Source organism: Phycisphaerae bacterium (genome assembly GCA_019636475.1).
Classification (GTDB): Bacteria; Planctomycetota; Phycisphaerae; order UBA1845; family UTPLA1; genus JADJRI01.
In genome coordinates this window covers 183,459-197,640 of record JAHBXN010000001.1, presented here as the reverse complement: position 1 = coordinate 197,640, position 14,182 = coordinate 183,459, and the positions used below count along the sequence as shown (strand labels likewise).

Annotated in this window: 13 protein-coding genes; 9 read left to right on the top strand and 4 right to left on the bottom strand. The window is 60.4% G+C overall.

Annotated elements, in window-relative coordinates:
* The 3 genes from rsgA to KF841_00845 are packed head-to-tail and all read right to left on the bottom strand — an operon-like array spanning position 1 to position 3,808.
* Positions 1 to 1,224 carry a ribosome small subunit-dependent GTPase A gene (rsgA, locus tag KF841_00855; protein MBX3393893.1) on the bottom strand — a complete coding sequence of 408 codons (1,224 nt, stop codon included), beginning with the start codon at positions 1,222 to 1,224 and terminating at the stop codon, positions 1 to 3.
* Entirely contained in the window at positions 1,217 to 3,112 is a 1,896-nt protein-coding gene (locus KF841_00850) for a zf-HC2 domain-containing protein (protein MBX3393892.1), read from the bottom strand. Before KF841_00850 ends, rsgA begins: the two co-directional genes overlap by 8 nt.
* A gap of 12 nt (positions 3,113 to 3,124) precedes the next feature.
* Positions 3,125 to 3,808, bottom strand: coding sequence for a sigma-70 family RNA polymerase sigma factor (locus KF841_00845; protein MBX3393891.1), 684 nt, complete (start codon positions 3,806 to 3,808; stop codon positions 3,125 to 3,127).
* Positions 3,809 to 4,052: 244 nt separating this feature from the next.
* On the opposite strand from KF841_00845, the gene moaA reads away from it, so the two are divergent.
* Both moaA and KF841_00835 read left to right on the top strand, forming a co-directional pair.
* Positions 4,053 to 5,129 carry a GTP 3',8-cyclase MoaA gene (moaA, locus tag KF841_00840; GenBank protein ID MBX3393890.1) on the top strand — a complete coding sequence of 359 codons (1,077 nt, stop codon included), beginning with the start codon at positions 4,053 to 4,055 and terminating at the stop codon, positions 5,127 to 5,129.
* A gap of 48 nt (positions 5,130 to 5,177) precedes the next feature.
* Entirely contained in the window at positions 5,178 to 6,320 is a 1,143-nt protein-coding gene (locus KF841_00835) for an aminotransferase class V-fold PLP-dependent enzyme (GenBank protein MBX3393889.1), read from the top strand.
* Here the strand turns inward: KF841_00835 and KF841_00830 are convergent, their stop codons facing one another.
* A complete protein-coding gene (locus tag KF841_00830) occupies positions 6,321 to 6,473 on the bottom strand; it encodes a hypothetical protein (GenBank protein ID MBX3393888.1) in 153 nt (50 codons plus the stop codon).
* A gap of 598 nt (positions 6,474 to 7,071) precedes the next feature.
* On the opposite strand from KF841_00830, the gene KF841_00825 reads away from it, so the two are divergent.
* From KF841_00825 to KF841_00795, 7 genes are all read left to right on the top strand, one after another.
* Positions 7,072 to 7,329 carry a winged helix-turn-helix transcriptional regulator gene (locus KF841_00825; GenBank protein ID MBX3393887.1) on the top strand — a complete coding sequence of 86 codons (258 nt, stop codon included), beginning with the start codon at positions 7,072 to 7,074 and terminating at the stop codon, positions 7,327 to 7,329.
* Complete coding sequence (locus tag KF841_00820) at positions 7,326 to 7,817, top strand: SRPBCC domain-containing protein (protein ID MBX3393886.1); 492 nt, start codon at positions 7,326 to 7,328, stop codon at positions 7,815 to 7,817. Before KF841_00825 ends, KF841_00820 begins: the two co-directional genes overlap by 4 nt.
* A gap of 54 nt (positions 7,818 to 7,871) precedes the next feature.
* Positions 7,872 to 8,411, top strand: a complete 540-nt coding sequence (locus KF841_00815; GenBank protein ID MBX3393885.1) for a hypothetical protein — start codon at positions 7,872 to 7,874, stop codon at positions 8,409 to 8,411.
* A 321-nt stretch (positions 8,412 to 8,732) separates the two neighbouring features.
* The gene (prpB, locus tag KF841_00810; GenBank protein ID MBX3393884.1) at positions 8,733 to 9,596 is read left to right on the top strand and encodes a methylisocitrate lyase; all 864 of its coding nucleotides are present in this window, start codon (positions 8,733 to 8,735) and stop codon (positions 9,594 to 9,596) included.
* A 96-nt stretch (positions 9,597 to 9,692) separates the two neighbouring features.
* Positions 9,693 to 10,841: a citrate synthase gene (locus KF841_00805; protein ID MBX3393883.1), complete on the top strand. Its 1,149-nt coding sequence runs from the start codon at positions 9,693 to 9,695 to the stop codon at positions 10,839 to 10,841.
* A 106-nt stretch (positions 10,842 to 10,947) separates the two neighbouring features.
* Positions 10,948 to 12,561, top strand: a complete 1,614-nt coding sequence (locus KF841_00800) for a hypothetical protein (protein ID MBX3393882.1) — start codon at positions 10,948 to 10,950, stop codon at positions 12,559 to 12,561.
* Positions 12,558 to 13,931 (top strand): sigma-54-dependent Fis family transcriptional regulator, encoded by a 1,374-nt coding sequence (locus KF841_00795; protein MBX3393881.1) that lies wholly within the window; start codon positions 12,558 to 12,560, stop codon positions 13,929 to 13,931. Before KF841_00800 ends, KF841_00795 begins: the two co-directional genes overlap by 4 nt.
* Positions 13,932 to 14,182 lie beyond the last annotated feature (251 nt).

The window sequence follows — 14,182 nt, the reverse complement described above, 5'->3', positions numbered from 1 at the left end:
CTAAAGTTCGTCAACCGGTTTTCGGGTATTTCTACCGTATCGGTTGCGTTCCTTCTCGCGGCATTCTTCCAACATGCGGACGTAGCTATCGTACCGCTCGGGGAAAATTTCTCCCCGCTCCATGGCGGCACGAATGGCGCAGCCCGTTTCCTCGAGATGCGAGCAATCCGGAAATCGGCAGCCGCCGATGAAGCCCCGAAACTCAATGAAATATGCTTCCAACTCGTCGGAGTCGATCTCGGCGATATCGAACTGCCGCATGCCCGGCGTATCGACAACATATCCACCGAACGCCCAGCGGACGAGCGCGGCGGTTGTTGTCGTGTGCCGGCCGCGAGCCAGATCGCTCAGGCTGCCGACCTTCAGTTGCAAGGCTGGATCAAGTGCGTTCAGGAGTGAGCTTTTTCCGACGCCGCTGGGTCCGACTAGCACACTTGTTTGATCGCGAAGAATCGCCCGAAGCGCCTCGATTCCCTGCTGATCCGGCACTGATGTCAGCACCGCCTGGTAACCAATCGCTCGATATCGTTCAACGGCCTCCGCCGCCTCGCCGCTCACGTCGAGATCGCCCTTGTTGATACAGATCACGGGCCGCATATCGCCCTGGTGGACTGCGACGATGTAGCGATCGACCAGATGGATGCGCAGTGTCGGTTCGGCCGCGGCAACGACGATCAGCACATTATCTACGTTCGCGGCGATGGCTTGCAGCTTGCGCTCGTAGTGGCGCAGTAGGGTTGTGCGGCGCGGCTCGACCTCGTCGATGACGCCTTCCTGAAGTGAGCGATCATCGCTGATCGCGATCGACTGCCCGCCTCCAACGCGAACCGGTGTGAATCCGACGCGGTCGCCGACCGTGACGGCATGCCGCTCACCTTTAAGCAGTTTCCTCAGTACCTGGCGAACCGTGCATGCCCACGTCGTCTCGCCGTCGTCCACCTCGACGATTAATCCGCGCACGCGAACCACGGTGCCACGGCGAAGTCGTGCCGCCTCCGCCTCGTCCACAATGATCGTTCGTTTGCGTGACAGATCGCCTTTCGCGCGCACGTTCTCGACCGAGGCGGTTGCTTCCTGGTCGACATCGCCTTTGTGGTAGTTTCGCGTCCATTGCCGTTTGTCCCGGGCGGTTTTCGACTGGTTTTTGCGGAAATCGACGCGCACCTTTCGACGACCGCGTGGCGGCTGGCCGGGTTTCGACTTGTCGTCGCCGGCGTTAGTCACGGGTGGCGCCCCGCGACGTTGGTTGATCGGCGGTCTGTTTTGTCGCCGGGGCCAGCCCGGACTCGGGCTCGGGCTCGGCAGGTTGCGAGGCGGCTCTCGCAGCCGCGGCCGCAGGTGGCGGATTCTCAGCCGGTGCCCGATCGGGCCGCGCGTTCTGAGATCGCAATCGAGGATTGGTCCTGAGCGAAATTGCCAAAGTGACGAATTGCGGATTCGCCTCCGGCGTGGTCGGCGCGCCTCCAAACACTTCGAGGGGAGATGGCGAATTCCCAGAGTCTGACGGCCTCGAGGTGGCAATCGGTTGGCCTCTGCGCGGTGTGGCGCCGATCGCGCCCTCTTCAGTGGTTTCGCCGGCCGGCGCATCCGAAACCCGGCCCGTTCGTTGCTCGTCCGATCGGTCGAACAGAGCCGGTGAGACCAGCCGCCGCACTGCTTCTTCCGCCGGTCGATCGGCCGTCACGGGTTCACTGTTTGCCACCCAGACTGCGATCGAATCGCATTGTTCCACCAGCGTCTGAATTGATCGGATCAACGGGGCAGCCTGTTCCCTTGGCACGTTGATGACGAAAACCTGCCCATCAGCCGGGGATTCTGCTTCATCGTCAGCGGAGCGAGTGACGGATGCGTCATTTCGATTTGCATTGGAGCGGCTGTAGCCTTCCGGCGCATCTTTGGATTCGTTTAACTCGTAGTCTGGCGCGCGACCGGCGGCGGCGCGTGCGTCTTTGTTTTGGCTGGGCTTTTCGTCTGAGTCTGGGGGAGAGATTTGATCGCCACGCGCCGTAGCGCCGGGTTTCACTGCATCTTCGGCGTCGTTCAGAGCGTGCGGTATTTGCTTCTCGAACTGCGATTCACGGTCTGACGTCGTCACGGGACGCGCGAGCCAGAAGGACTGGTCGTTCCGGATGACTTCGTTCTTCGCGGCATCTTCCAGATTCTCGACTTGATACCTGCCCATGTTGCTTTCGATCAGCGATGCAAGTCGCGTGACCGTCGCGGCATCGTCGACCTCGATGTCGAGTCGGTTCTGGAATGATTGCACCGGAGCCGCCTGAACTTCGTGGAGCGACACCTGATTGTTCGCCAGTTTCGAATCAATCGTGGGCAGGTCAATTGCCAGGGCGGTTGCCGGCGAGTACGCAAGGCTCGTGATCGTGTTCGCGGAGGGCGCCGGCTCTTTCGCACTGAGTGGGTAATCGGCGGCGGGCTGTTCCGCCGCAGTGGCGGAGTCTTTTTGTTCGCTTTGGTCCCGTTCGACTTTTTGCTTGCTGTTGCCGGTCGCGATCGCGACATGTGAGCCGGCATCGCCGTTCTCCGAAATGGCCCGATCCTGCGATTCTTCCCACCCTCGCCCATCCGAATCCCCCCTTGTCGTGCGAGGTTGCTGCACGGCCAGCCTCTCGGATTGGGCAGCAGGGGAGGGCAGACTACTTTGCCGGCTGGATTCGGCGGACGGACCGCGCGGCTCCGTTTTTTCCGCAAGTGTGCTTCGGTCGACCTTCAAGTCGGATCTTGAAGACTTGTTTACGGACTGAAATTGCGGCAGCGAAAACCACCCGACTGTGCAGACAATCAGCACGCTCGCTGCGATTCCCAACATGCGGGAGTATCGTCCGAATCGAAGCACCGATGGTGATGCGGCTTCTCCCAGGAGCGATTCGCGTTCGAGGCGTTCGAGGCGTTCGAGGATGGCGCCCGTCATCGGCTCGGGTCCGCGGAGGCGCGGCAGGTCGCCGATCCATCGTGAGACACGTCGCAACTCGCTGAGATACACTCGCGCGTCGGCGTCTTGCTCGATGAGGCGCTCGACCTCGGCGCGCTCTGTTGGCGTCAATTCGCCATCGAGATAGGCGCTGAGTTGCTCCAGTTTCTTCGCATCGAGTGCCATGTCACCGATCCGTCATTCCGCCTGAATCAGCGGTGCGAGCAAGTCGCGAATCGCCTGTCTTGCGCGATGAATTCGCGACTTTACTGTTCCCGTCGGGATGTCCAGTACATCCGCGATTTCTTCATAATTCAGTCCTTCCATGTCCCGAAGCACCAGCACCGTTCGGTGCTCCTCGTCAATTTTCATCAGCGCCGAGGAAACGGCCTCCCGCTGTTCGGCGGCAACCATCTGATCGTGCGGTTGCGAAACACCTGACTTAACGTTCGCACGACGCGAATCGCGGCCGTGGCCGTCTTCGGATTCGTCCGGTCTTGATTCGAGCGAGTACATCGTGCGACGTCCCGATTTGCGCCGATCGCTGATCACCAGATTGACCGCGATTCGAAACACCCAGGTATAGAACCGTGAACGCTCCGCGAACCGATCGAGCGATTGCATCGCCCGCACGAAGGCCTCCTGGGTGTGGTCCTCCGCGTCCTCGCGGCTTCCGCACATCCGAAAGCAGAGATTGAAGACTCGGTCCTGGTAGCGCCGCACCAGTTCGCCATAAGCAGCGGCTTCACCGCGCCGGCACGCTGCGAGGAGCGAAGCATCCGCGTCGATGCCGGGGTCCACCCCGCCCGGGGGCCGGGCTGCACCGCCGATTGCGTCCGTCAATGAGTTTGGACGCTCGGAATGCGAAAAAGTTCCATCCATGGTGGCGGCTCTCGAGCCTGGCAAGCGTCTCGCGGCCTTGAGGGGGACGGCCAAATTCCGAGCGCATTGCCTGTCCGTACTGCTGCCACGCGAGGACGGCCGCCCGAAACTGATTGCCCGTGTATTCTCGGCCCGAGCGCGCGGCAGGTCAATCTGACGCATCGCACATTCGAATCGCGGGCCGGGTCACTGACCGGATCAAATTCTCCGCGACGAACACCGTTTGTACGATACAATGCCGAAGATGGTTGCTCTTGACGTCATTCCGAACGAACGGATTGCAATGCGCGGGGGAGATCCGGCGGCGACGGGACCGCGCGACATCGCGGCTGTAAAGACGCTTCGCATCAGCGTGACGGACCGCTGCAATTTCCGCTGTGTATATTGCATGCCGGAGCACAAGCTTGATTGGGTTCCGCGCGAAGAGATTCTGAAGTTCGAGGAAATCGTCGCCGTCGCCCGAGCCGCCCAGCGTCATGGGATTAACGCGTTCAAGCTTACCGGGGGTGAACCCCTCGTCCGCTACGATCTGGCAAGACTGATCGGCATGCTCAAGGCGCTGCCCGGTGCGCCCGAACTTTCCATGACAACCAACGGCGCGCTGCTCGGTGTATTTGCCGGGCAACTCCGGGACAATGGTCTCGACCGGATCACCGTCAGTCTTGATACGCTGCGTCCTGATCGCTTCAGCAAGATCACCCGCGGAGCTCGCATCGAAGCGGTTCTGCGCGGCATTGAAGCAGCCGTTGAAGCCGGTTTTCACCATCCGAAGATTAACTGTGTCGTTATGCGTGGCATCAATGACGATGAACTCGCGGATTTCGCCGCGCTGACGTTCGACCGGCCGCTGACAGTGCGGTTTATTGAGTACATGCCGCTGGGTCGCACCGCGCTCGGCGGCGAGTATGAACACCGATTCATCAGCGAGTGCGAGATTCGCCAGAGGATCGAGGCCGTTCACTCCAAATTGTCCGGCGTCACGAAAGACACCGGCCACGGCCCCGCCGTAGTCCATCAGATTCGCGGTGCACGCGGCCGAATCGGATTCATTAGTGCCATGTCGAAGCCGTTCTGCTCCACGTGCAATCGTCTGCGCCTCACGGCCGAGGGCCAGTTGCGAAGCTGTCTTTTTGATGGCGGCGAAGTGGAACTTCGTCCGATTCTGCGAGACCGCGCCGACGCGAACGACAGCGCCCTGCCGGGTCACACTGAATCCGGGGCACAGCGCGCCCTGCACCATGCTTTCATTCGGTGCGTCGCATACAAACCGGAAGTGCATTCATACTTCGGCAATCGACAGATGTCCCAGCTCGGCGGCTAGCGGAGCGGGCTTCGCTGTGTCTGCCATGCCACACGACTCGCACATTCGATGATCTATCTCGACAACAACGCCACCACGAAGCCGGCCGAAGAGGTCGTACGGGCGATGCTGCCGTTTCTCCATGAGCAGTTCGGAAATCCGTCCAGCCTGCACATCGCGGGCCAGACGGCTCGCCACGCGGTCGAAGACGCACGTGCTCAGGTCGCGTCACTGATCGGCGCGCGGTCGCGCGATATCGTTTTTACGAGCGGCGGCACCGAAGCCGACAATCTCGGCATCCTCGGCGCGCTTGATGCATATCCATCGCGCAAGCATCTCGTCACCACCGCGGTGGAGCACGTCGCTGTTCGAGACCTCTGCATCCGTCTCGCCGGACGCGGCCATCGCGTCACATTTGTCCCCGTCGATCGCGACGGCCGGCTGGACCTTGAAATGCTTTCAAACGCGCTGGATGACGAGACGGCAATCGTGATGGCAATGGCCGTGAATAATGAGACCGGCGTGCAGTTTCCGCTTGATGAGATTTTCGCGATCACATCCTGGCGAGGTGTGCCGCTCCATGTGGACGCGGTACAGGCGGCGGGTCGCCTTTTGCTCGATGTCAGGACGCTGCCCGTTGCCAGTCTGGCGCTTTCAGCTCACAAGATTCACGGGCCCAAGGGTGTCGGAGCGTTGTACGTCGCGCCGGGAACGCGAATCCGATCTCAATTCGTCGGAGGCCACCAGGAGCGCGATCTGCGCCCCGGAACGGAGAACGTCGCGGGCATTGTCGGATTTGGCGTGGCGGCGGGCCTTGCGAAGCAGCGATTGGATCTCGACACACCTCGCGTTCGCGCGCTCCGCGATCGGCTGGAGCACGGCGTTCGGACATGTCTTTCATCCGCATGTGTCATTGCGTCGGCATCCCCGCGCGTCTGCAATACGACCAGCATCGCTTTCCCCGGAATTGAGGCGGAGGCGATCCTGATCGGCCTGAGCCAGCGAGGGCTCTGCGCGTCCAGCGGATCAGCATGCAGCAGCGGGGCGCTGGAGCCCTCACATGTGTTGCAGGCGATGAACATTGATCCTGATACAGCGAAAGGGGCGATCCGCTTCAGCCTCTCACGATACACGAGCGAATCCGAGATCGACGAGGCTGTCACGATCGTACGCGAAGTGGTTCAGATGCTGGCGTCGATGGGCCCAGCTTGATCAGAAGAACCTTGAATCCAGGAAGTAGATGGATAGAGCGATTGTGATCGCCAAGAGCAGCATGTAGAGCGCGAGCCGGGCATCCGGCAATCCATCGATCCAGCGGATGATGCGTTCGCTGCTTTCGACGGTCTCGGGCGGTCGTTCGAACATCGATAAACCTCCGCCGTAGGGCCTGAAAGGTCTCGATTGAGGCGGCTGACTACCGTCGCCGCCAAACTACCCCATACATTATTTATCGGAGCCGAATCGCCATTTACCGCTAATCAATTCCCCTAATTATAGGGCCTAAGTTTCGATAATGTCGAATGAAAAGGCTGTTTGCCATCGAGAAATTGCCTAATTCTGGATACCGTGTGTCCATAAACAAGGAGCCTTCGTGGAGATCGCCTCCGCCGACAGCGCTTCGCATTGTTGCTCCATGCGGGCCAAATCCAGCGAGGTCGATTCAGATGGCTTGATGGTCTCGGCAAGTGCCGGGGCCATCGGTGTTAATGTTGCAGTTCAATCTGTGTCCTCGCAGCCCAAGCGCGACGAGTAGGTTTGAACCATCGCGCTGTCCGCTCGACGGCGACAAGCTGGCGATCCCGATGTTCCGCTGGATCAACACCAGCGACGAAAATGGGCTGTCGTCCATCGTCACGACTGCCACTGTCGTAGCCCGAGGCGTTGCTAAGCTGTCCGCAGGACCGATGGCGGGACCGTGAGCGGCGGGCTCGACATCGTTAAACCATGTGGTATACTAAACCACATGGTAATTAATCGATCTCCCAGGTTCGATCGCGTCTTCCACGCTCTGACCCACCCCGCCCGGCGGCCGATTGTCCGGCAACCCTCCGGCGGAGAGCGGAACCTTAGCGAGCTCGCCGCGCTCCTGAAGATGACGTTCCCCGCGGCGACCAAGCAAGTGCGCGTGCTGGAAGGGGCCAATCTCGTGCGTCGCCGAGTGGTCGGGCGGGAGCGCCTGTGCCGTCTACCCGCCGCGCTGCGACAAAGGAACCATGTATGAGCACCGCAGGATTGAAAGTCACCACCCCCACCGACACCACCATCGTCATGACTCGCTCGTTCAATGCCCCGCGCAAGCTCGTGTGGGAGGCGATGACCAACCCGGACAAGATGCGCCGATGGATGCTCCAGCCCCCGGGCTGGACGCTCTCCGCGCTCGAGTGCGAGGCCCGCGTGGCGGGGACGCTGCGGGTGGTCTCCAAGAGCCCGGAGGCCGACCCGGCGATGATGCTGCTGGGCGTCTTCACTGAGGTCACGGTGCATGAGCGTATGGTCCATACCGAGATAATGCTGCTCGGATCGGGGCAGCCGGTGGGGTCGCAGGTGGAGACGCACGAGTTCACCGAGAAGGGCGGCGTCACCACAATGCGGATCACCCAGGTGTACGCCTCGAAGGAGGCCCGCGACGGCGCGGCCGCATCGGGCGCGTCCGAAGGCATGGAAGCGTGTTTCCATCAGCTCGACGCGATGCTCGCGCAGACCGCGTAAAGCGGGCGGCGGGCCGGTGTGTGAAGATCGACCGGTTCATCCCAAGGAGATAACATGAGCGCAAAGAAGGCATCGTCACGCCGCCCAAAGCCGAAGGTCAACACCGACGCAGAGAGCGGAGCGCAATCCGCGGGGGGGCCGCGTTCGGCTGAGGCCGAAATCCGCCGCCTGATCGAGTTGTTCTCGCCAGAGCATCTCCGGCTTGTCGCCGGCATGCGGCGCTCGCTGCAGGGCCGTCTGCCAACCGCGCACGAAGTGGTGTACGAGTACCGCGACTGTTTCGTCATCAGCTACTCACCCAGCGAGCGGGGATATGAAGGAGTGCTCGCCATTCGAGGGAGCGCGGAGGGTGTGAGGCTCTACTTCAATCGCGGCAAGGAACTCCTGGACCCCGAGAAACTCTTGCAGGGAACGGGCCGCCAAACCCGCTTCATTTCCGTGGAGAGCGCGGCCGCGCTCGGTCGACCGCCGATTGCGAGTTTCATCGAGGAGGCCATCGCTCGCCACCGAGTGCCGTTCGCGCCCGAGGGCCGAGGGTCGGTTGTCCTTCGCTTGGCATCGGCGAAGAAAGGTCGGAGAAAGAACTCCTCCTGACGCACAGCTGCCCATGCTGGGGCTGCCGCCCCCGGTACCCCTGCTCAGAACAGTCGGAACGGACGATCAGCGCAACGGGCGGTTCATTTCCGGGCAGGGAGAGGTGCGGAAAAGGCGGCACGCCATCTCCACATCATCGCATCAGTGTGAAGACCTGGTAATCGATCTTGAAACCATCGAAAGTGCCTTGGCGCTCAGCAATCTGTGCCTTCCGGGCTCCCAGCCGCTATTGTCTTCCAAGAAAAGTTCTATTGGAGTACTGTCAGCCCGGCATGCGCTCCGTTTGCCCCGATTTCGGTTTGTCGCAATAATCGCTTAATCATGAAAACACAGAGGCGACGACTTCGGGAACTGATTCAAACCGGCATCGTGCAGATGCCGGGTGCATTCAACGCGCTCACGGCTCGGGCGATCGAAAGAGCCGGATTTGAGGCAGTTTACGTCTCCGGGGCCGGGCTTTCGAACGCGGTTTACGGCTTGCCGGACGTTGGCCTCGTCACCCTGTCCGAGGCGGTAAGCCACGCCCGGGGTATATGCGCGGCAGTCGACGTGCCGGTCATAGTCGATGGTGATACCGGGTTCGGCGAAGCGATGAACGCGGCTCGGACCGTGAGCGAAATGGAGGTCGCCGGCGTGGCCGGAATCCATCTCGAGGATCAGGTTCTGCCCAAACGCTGTGGCCATCTTGACGGCAAAGAGCTGATCTCCGGCGACGCAATGGTCAGCAAGCTCCGTGCAGCGGTGGCGGCGAGATCCGACTCGGATTTTCTGATCATCGCTCGGACCGACGCACGAGGCGTCACTTCGTTCGATGACGCGGTGGACCGTGCCAAGCGTTATCTCGATGCAGGTGCCGATGCGATCTTTCCCGAGGCCATGCAGAATGCGGAAGAACTGGCTCGCTTCGCGGACTGCGTCAAAGCGCCGCTGCTCGCGAACATGACGGAATTCGGGAAGACGCCGATCCTGCCGCTTGCGAAACTTCGTGATATGGGCTATCGGATGGTCATCTACCCGCAAACGGCGCTGCGGGTGGCATTCAAGGCTATTGTGGAGATGTTGGCCGATTTGCGCCGCTGCGGCGACCAATCCGCCTGGATTGATCGGATGCAGACCCGGGCTGAGCTGTACGATCTGCTTGACTACGACGGACTAAACGCGATCGACTCCGCCGCAATGAAATGAGGATTCGGCGTCGTCGGCCCCCCGTCCCGGGCGTGGTGAAATGTCGATCAACCTGTCTGCGCAATCGCTGCAGGCCGCATGAAGGTGAGAAGTGCCATGAGTGAACAGAAATCGAAATTCGAAGCGGGACTCGCGGGTATTGTCGCGGGTCAGACTGCTGTCGGCGAGGTGACACAGACAAGCCTCCGCTATCGTGGATACGAAATCGCGGATCTGGCTGCTCACGCAACCTTCGATGAGACTGCATACCTGTTGCTTCACGGAGAATTGCCGAACGCCGACCAGCTCAAGTCTTTCCGTCAGCGCATTCAGTCCTCGATGTCGCTACCGAAGCAGGTTATTCAGGCGATTGACGCCATGCCCGGGAGCACTCCGCCCATGGATGTTTTGCGGTCAGTGGTGTCGCTCCTTGGGCATTACGATCCCGAAGCGCAGGATAATTCCCATGCCGCAAATCTTCGAAAAAGCGAGCGGCTGATCGGTCAATTGGCACATGCCACAGGCTACTGGTGCCGACGCATCGGAGACCTGCCTGAAATCCAGCCCGATCCGAATCGTCCGCACGGTCACAACCTCCTCGCCATGATGACGGGCAAGCCACCGAGCGAGCTCGCCGGCCGCGTCATGGACGGCACGCTCGTGCTATATGCGGAGCACGAATTCAACGCCAGTACCTTCACGGCGAGGACCATCGCCAGCACGCTGGCTGACATGCACTCGGCCGTCAGCGGCGCGATCGGCGCTCTGAAGGGGCCGCTGCATGGCGGTGCCAACGAAGCCGCGATGCATCAGTTTCTCAGCATCGGCAGCGCGGACAATGTGGAAAAGTGGTTTAACGACCTGGAGGCGCATAACAAGGCCAATCCGAGTAACAAGCGTCTCATCATGGGGTTTGGGCATCGCGTGTATAAGCACGGAGATCACCGCGCGGGCATTCTTCGAGAGTGGTCCTTGCAACTCTCGAAAGAGACCGGGCAGGGGCACTGGATCGAGATTGCCGACAAGTTGCAGAAACTCATGCTGGAGCGGAAGAACATCCATCCGAATACGGACTATCCCGCAGCCCATGCTTATTATCAAATGGGTATTCCGATATCGCTCTATACGCCGATCTTCGTCTGCTCACGCGTCACCGGATGGTGCGCACACATCATGGAGCAACAGGAGAACAACCGGATCATTCGGCCCGGCAGCGAGTACATCGGTGTTCCGCCCCGCGAGGTGCCGCCTATCTCGAAACGCTGAACGGTCCTTCGCCGCCGCGGCAAGATACAATCGGCGGGCCGCGCGATTGAACCGCTTCTCGCATGGGTTGTCGCGCTCGCGTGCAGTGGATGACGTGGTGAATCCGATGAAACAGAACCCGCAGCGAGAACTCGCCAACGTCTTGGCGGAGTCGCAAAGGCTTGTCGCGCTGGCGGGCCGTGGACTGGCTCGAGTCGAATTCCTTCGCGCATGCTCCGGAATTCTCCTCGGATTGTCAGACTGTGATGCCCTTCAAATCGAATCCCGGGATGACGAAATCGCGTATTCGTGGGAGGCCGATCGGGGTGACAATGCGTCGGCATCCACCGCGCAAGGCGAAGCGCCGCTTGGTCGCACCTCGTTTCAAATCTTGAAACCCGGCGGCCGCAAGACAGCGGGCTCGTCGGCCCCGATATCCCCGGCTTATCGCTCGCATATCACTCTGCCGATCAACGACGGCGAACACTGCATCGGACAGCTTGTATTATTGTCGAAGTCGAAGGATCACTTTTCCGCCGACGCAGTGGGCTATTTTGAGTTCGTCGTCAGCATGCTCGGATTGGCAATCACCAATCGTCGTGCGCAAGCGCGACTGGCGGAGCGGATCAAGGAACTGGACTGTCTCTACGATATCGCGCGCATCGTGCGTGTTCCCAATCGGACACTCGACGAAAAGCTGGCCGATGTGACTGCTCGTCTGCCGTCGGCTTGGCAGTTTCCGGAGATCGCCGGCGCTCGCTTGCTTCTCGGTGAACGCCGATTCGTGGAGGGAAACCGGAGTGCGGCCGTCGCGGTGCAATCAGCGAGCATCAGCGCTTTCAACGAAAGCACCGGAGTGGTGGAGGTCTTTTATACAAGTGAACGACCTGAGTTCGTCGAGGGACCGTTTCTGAGGGAGGAAACGAGCCTGCTGGAGGGAGTGGCGCTCGAAATCGGCGAACTCATGGAGCGGACGCGAGATGCCGAGCAGCGCGCAAGACTGGAGGATCAGTTGCGCCACGCGGACCGGCTGGCGACGATTGGCCAGTTGGCGTCGGGCGTTGCGCACGAATTGAACGAACCGCTGGCCAATATTCTCGGGTTCGCTCAATTGATTCAGAAATCACCGACGCTTGACGAACAGGTTCAGCGCGATTTGCAGCATGTCGTGTATGCGACGCTTCACGGCCGAGAGATCATCCAGAGCCTGCTGCTCTATGCTCGACAAACGCCGGCGGCACGCAGTCCCGTCGACCTCAGTGTCGTGGCATCAGAAGCGATCTCCCTGCTCCAGGCCCGGTGCGAGAAAAACGGCATCGCACTGAAGCGAGAGTTTGCCCGATCCGGCACGGTTGTCTCGGGAGATGCCGGGCAGTTGAAACAGGTGATTGTAAATCTGGCGGTGAATGCCATTCACGCAATGCAGAGTGGCGGCACACTCACCGTGCGGACGGAATTGGACACGGTTTCTGATCGGGTGCGACTCACGGTTTCGGATACCGGAATCGGTATGAGCGAGGAAATCCGGCGCCGTATCTTTGAACCATTCTTCACAACGAAAGACGTCGGGATGGGCACCGGGCTCGGGTTGGCGGTAGTGGACGGAATCGTGGCGCGGCATGGTGGCGATATCGTCGTCGAGAGTAATCCCGGCGAAGGTGCGACATTCGTCGTGACTCTGCCAAGATCGATCAACATCGTCGAAAATGAAAAGGGTCTCGACGTGCGAGCAACATCATGACGGCGACGAACAAAGAACGACCGAAGGAAGTACCGGATCGGATACTCGTTGTCGACGACTCCGCAGCCACCGTGGAAGTCCTTCAACGGAATCTCGTGTCCAGGGGATACGTCGTCTTCACCGCCAACAGCGTGAGCGAGGCCGTCGCGGTGTTGAACAAGACTTCCGTCGATCTCGTCGTGACAGATATGAAGATGCCGCAGTCGACTGGAATCGACCTGATTCGTCACGTTCGCGAGAATTACCGCGACATGCAGGTCATGATGATTACCGGCTTTCCCTCGATTTCAGACGCGGTCGAGGCAGTGAAGCTCGGCGCTGAGGATTATCTGCCCAAGCCATTTACAGACGAAGAGCTTTTCGCGGCTGTCGAGCGCTCGCTCGAACGCGGACGTGCGAATCGCGCGGGGCGGCGCGTCGCGTTGCAGACGCGGCGGACGCCGAACGGGCTACTCGGCGATAGCTCGGCGATGCAGATTGTACATCGCATGATTCAAAAGGCGGCGGATTCGACGGCCACAGTTCTCATCACTGGCGAAAGCGGCACCGGCAAGGAATTGGTCGCCCGTGCGATCCACTATTGCGGCCCTCGGGCCGCGGCCGCATTTGTTCCGGTCAACTGCGGAGGGATTCCCGAGAACTTGCTCGAAAGCGAGTTGTTCGGGCACATGAAAGGCGCCTTCACCGGCGCGACCGAGTCGCGAGCCGGCTTCTTCCAGACTGCGGATGGAGGCACCATCTTTCTCGATGAGATCGGAGAGATGAGTCCGACCATGCAGGTCAAGTTGTTGCGCGTCTTGCAGGACCGCGAGGTCTACATGGTTGGCTCAACGCGCGCGAACAAAGTGGACGTGCGAATCGTGGCGGCCACGAACAAGGACCTTTCGCCTTTGGTGGCGCGCGGTGGTTTTCGAGACGATCTGTTCTATCGGCTGAATGTGATTCCGATTCAGCTTCCGCCGCTTCGCGATCGTGACGATGACCTGCTGATGCTGGTCGAACATTTCGCCGCGCGGTTCAGCGAGGAGGCGGGGCGGCCCAAACCGGCGTTTTCACCTCGCGCGTTGGAAGCGCTGCGCGGATATCACTGGCCGGGAAACGTCCGAGAACTCGAGAACGTGATTCACCGTCTCGTGGTGATGTGCGAAAGCGAGGTGATCGACGCGCCGGACCTACCCGAGTTGATGCGATTCTCGGCACTCCGCGGGGGGGGCCTGAATCGAACGCTCAGGGACATTGAGTCGGAACACATCCGACTGGTGCTATCAGGGGTGAATGGCAACAAATCACAGGCCGCTCGCATTCTCGGAATTGATAGAAAAACTCTTCGTGAGAAGCTCAAATCGCTCGACATTCCGGATTCCGAATAGTCCGGTCCCCGCGCTGGGGTGTTTCGCCCCAGCGGGTTGAATCACCCCAGAATTCAGAGCCAACCTGTTCTCAGATTCTCCACGGTCTCGCCGCCGATCCCTGGCTGCTGTGATTTCCATAATTGATTTACAGGCAAAAGATTGCGATCGAGTCGATCGTCGGGTGTGACATTCCGAAGCCAGTGCCGGAGCTTATTTTCTGCACGGCACGACCCTTGCTTTAGAGGTGATCCGGTCGAGCGACGAATCTC

Bases quoted from the DNA above. Each gene is read 5' to 3' on its own strand.
- KF841_00795 (MBX3393881.1), top strand. From the start codon at position 12,558: ATGACGGCGACGAACAAAGAACGACCGAAGGAAGTACCGGATCGGATA.
- KF841_00845 (MBX3393891.1), bottom strand. From the start codon at position 3,808: ATGGATGGAACTTTTTCGCATTCCGAGCGTCCAAACTCATTGACGGAC.
- moaA (MBX3393890.1), top strand. From the start codon at position 4,053: ATGGTTGCTCTTGACGTCATTCCGAACGAACGGATTGCAATGCGCGGG.
- KF841_00815 (MBX3393885.1), top strand. From the start codon at position 7,872: ATGAGCGCAAAGAAGGCATCGTCACGCCGCCCAAAGCCGAAGGTCAAC.
- KF841_00830 (MBX3393888.1), bottom strand. From the start codon at position 6,473: ATGTTCGAACGACCGCCCGAGACCGTCGAAAGCAGCGAACGCATCATC.
- KF841_00805 (MBX3393883.1), top strand. From the start codon at position 9,693: ATGAGTGAACAGAAATCGAAATTCGAAGCGGGACTCGCGGGTATTGTC.
- KF841_00850 (MBX3393892.1), bottom strand. From the start codon at position 3,112: ATGGCACTCGATGCGAAGAAACTGGAGCAACTCAGCGCCTATCTCGAT.
- prpB (MBX3393884.1), top strand. From the start codon at position 8,733: ATGAAAACACAGAGGCGACGACTTCGGGAACTGATTCAAACCGGCATC.
- KF841_00825 (MBX3393887.1), top strand. From the start codon at position 7,072: ATGGTAATTAATCGATCTCCCAGGTTCGATCGCGTCTTCCACGCTCTG.
- KF841_00820 (MBX3393886.1), top strand. From the start codon at position 7,326: ATGAGCACCGCAGGATTGAAAGTCACCACCCCCACCGACACCACCATC.
- KF841_00800 (MBX3393882.1), top strand. From the start codon at position 10,948: ATGAAACAGAACCCGCAGCGAGAACTCGCCAACGTCTTGGCGGAGTCG.
- KF841_00835 (MBX3393889.1), top strand. From the start codon at position 5,178: ATGATCTATCTCGACAACAACGCCACCACGAAGCCGGCCGAAGAGGTC.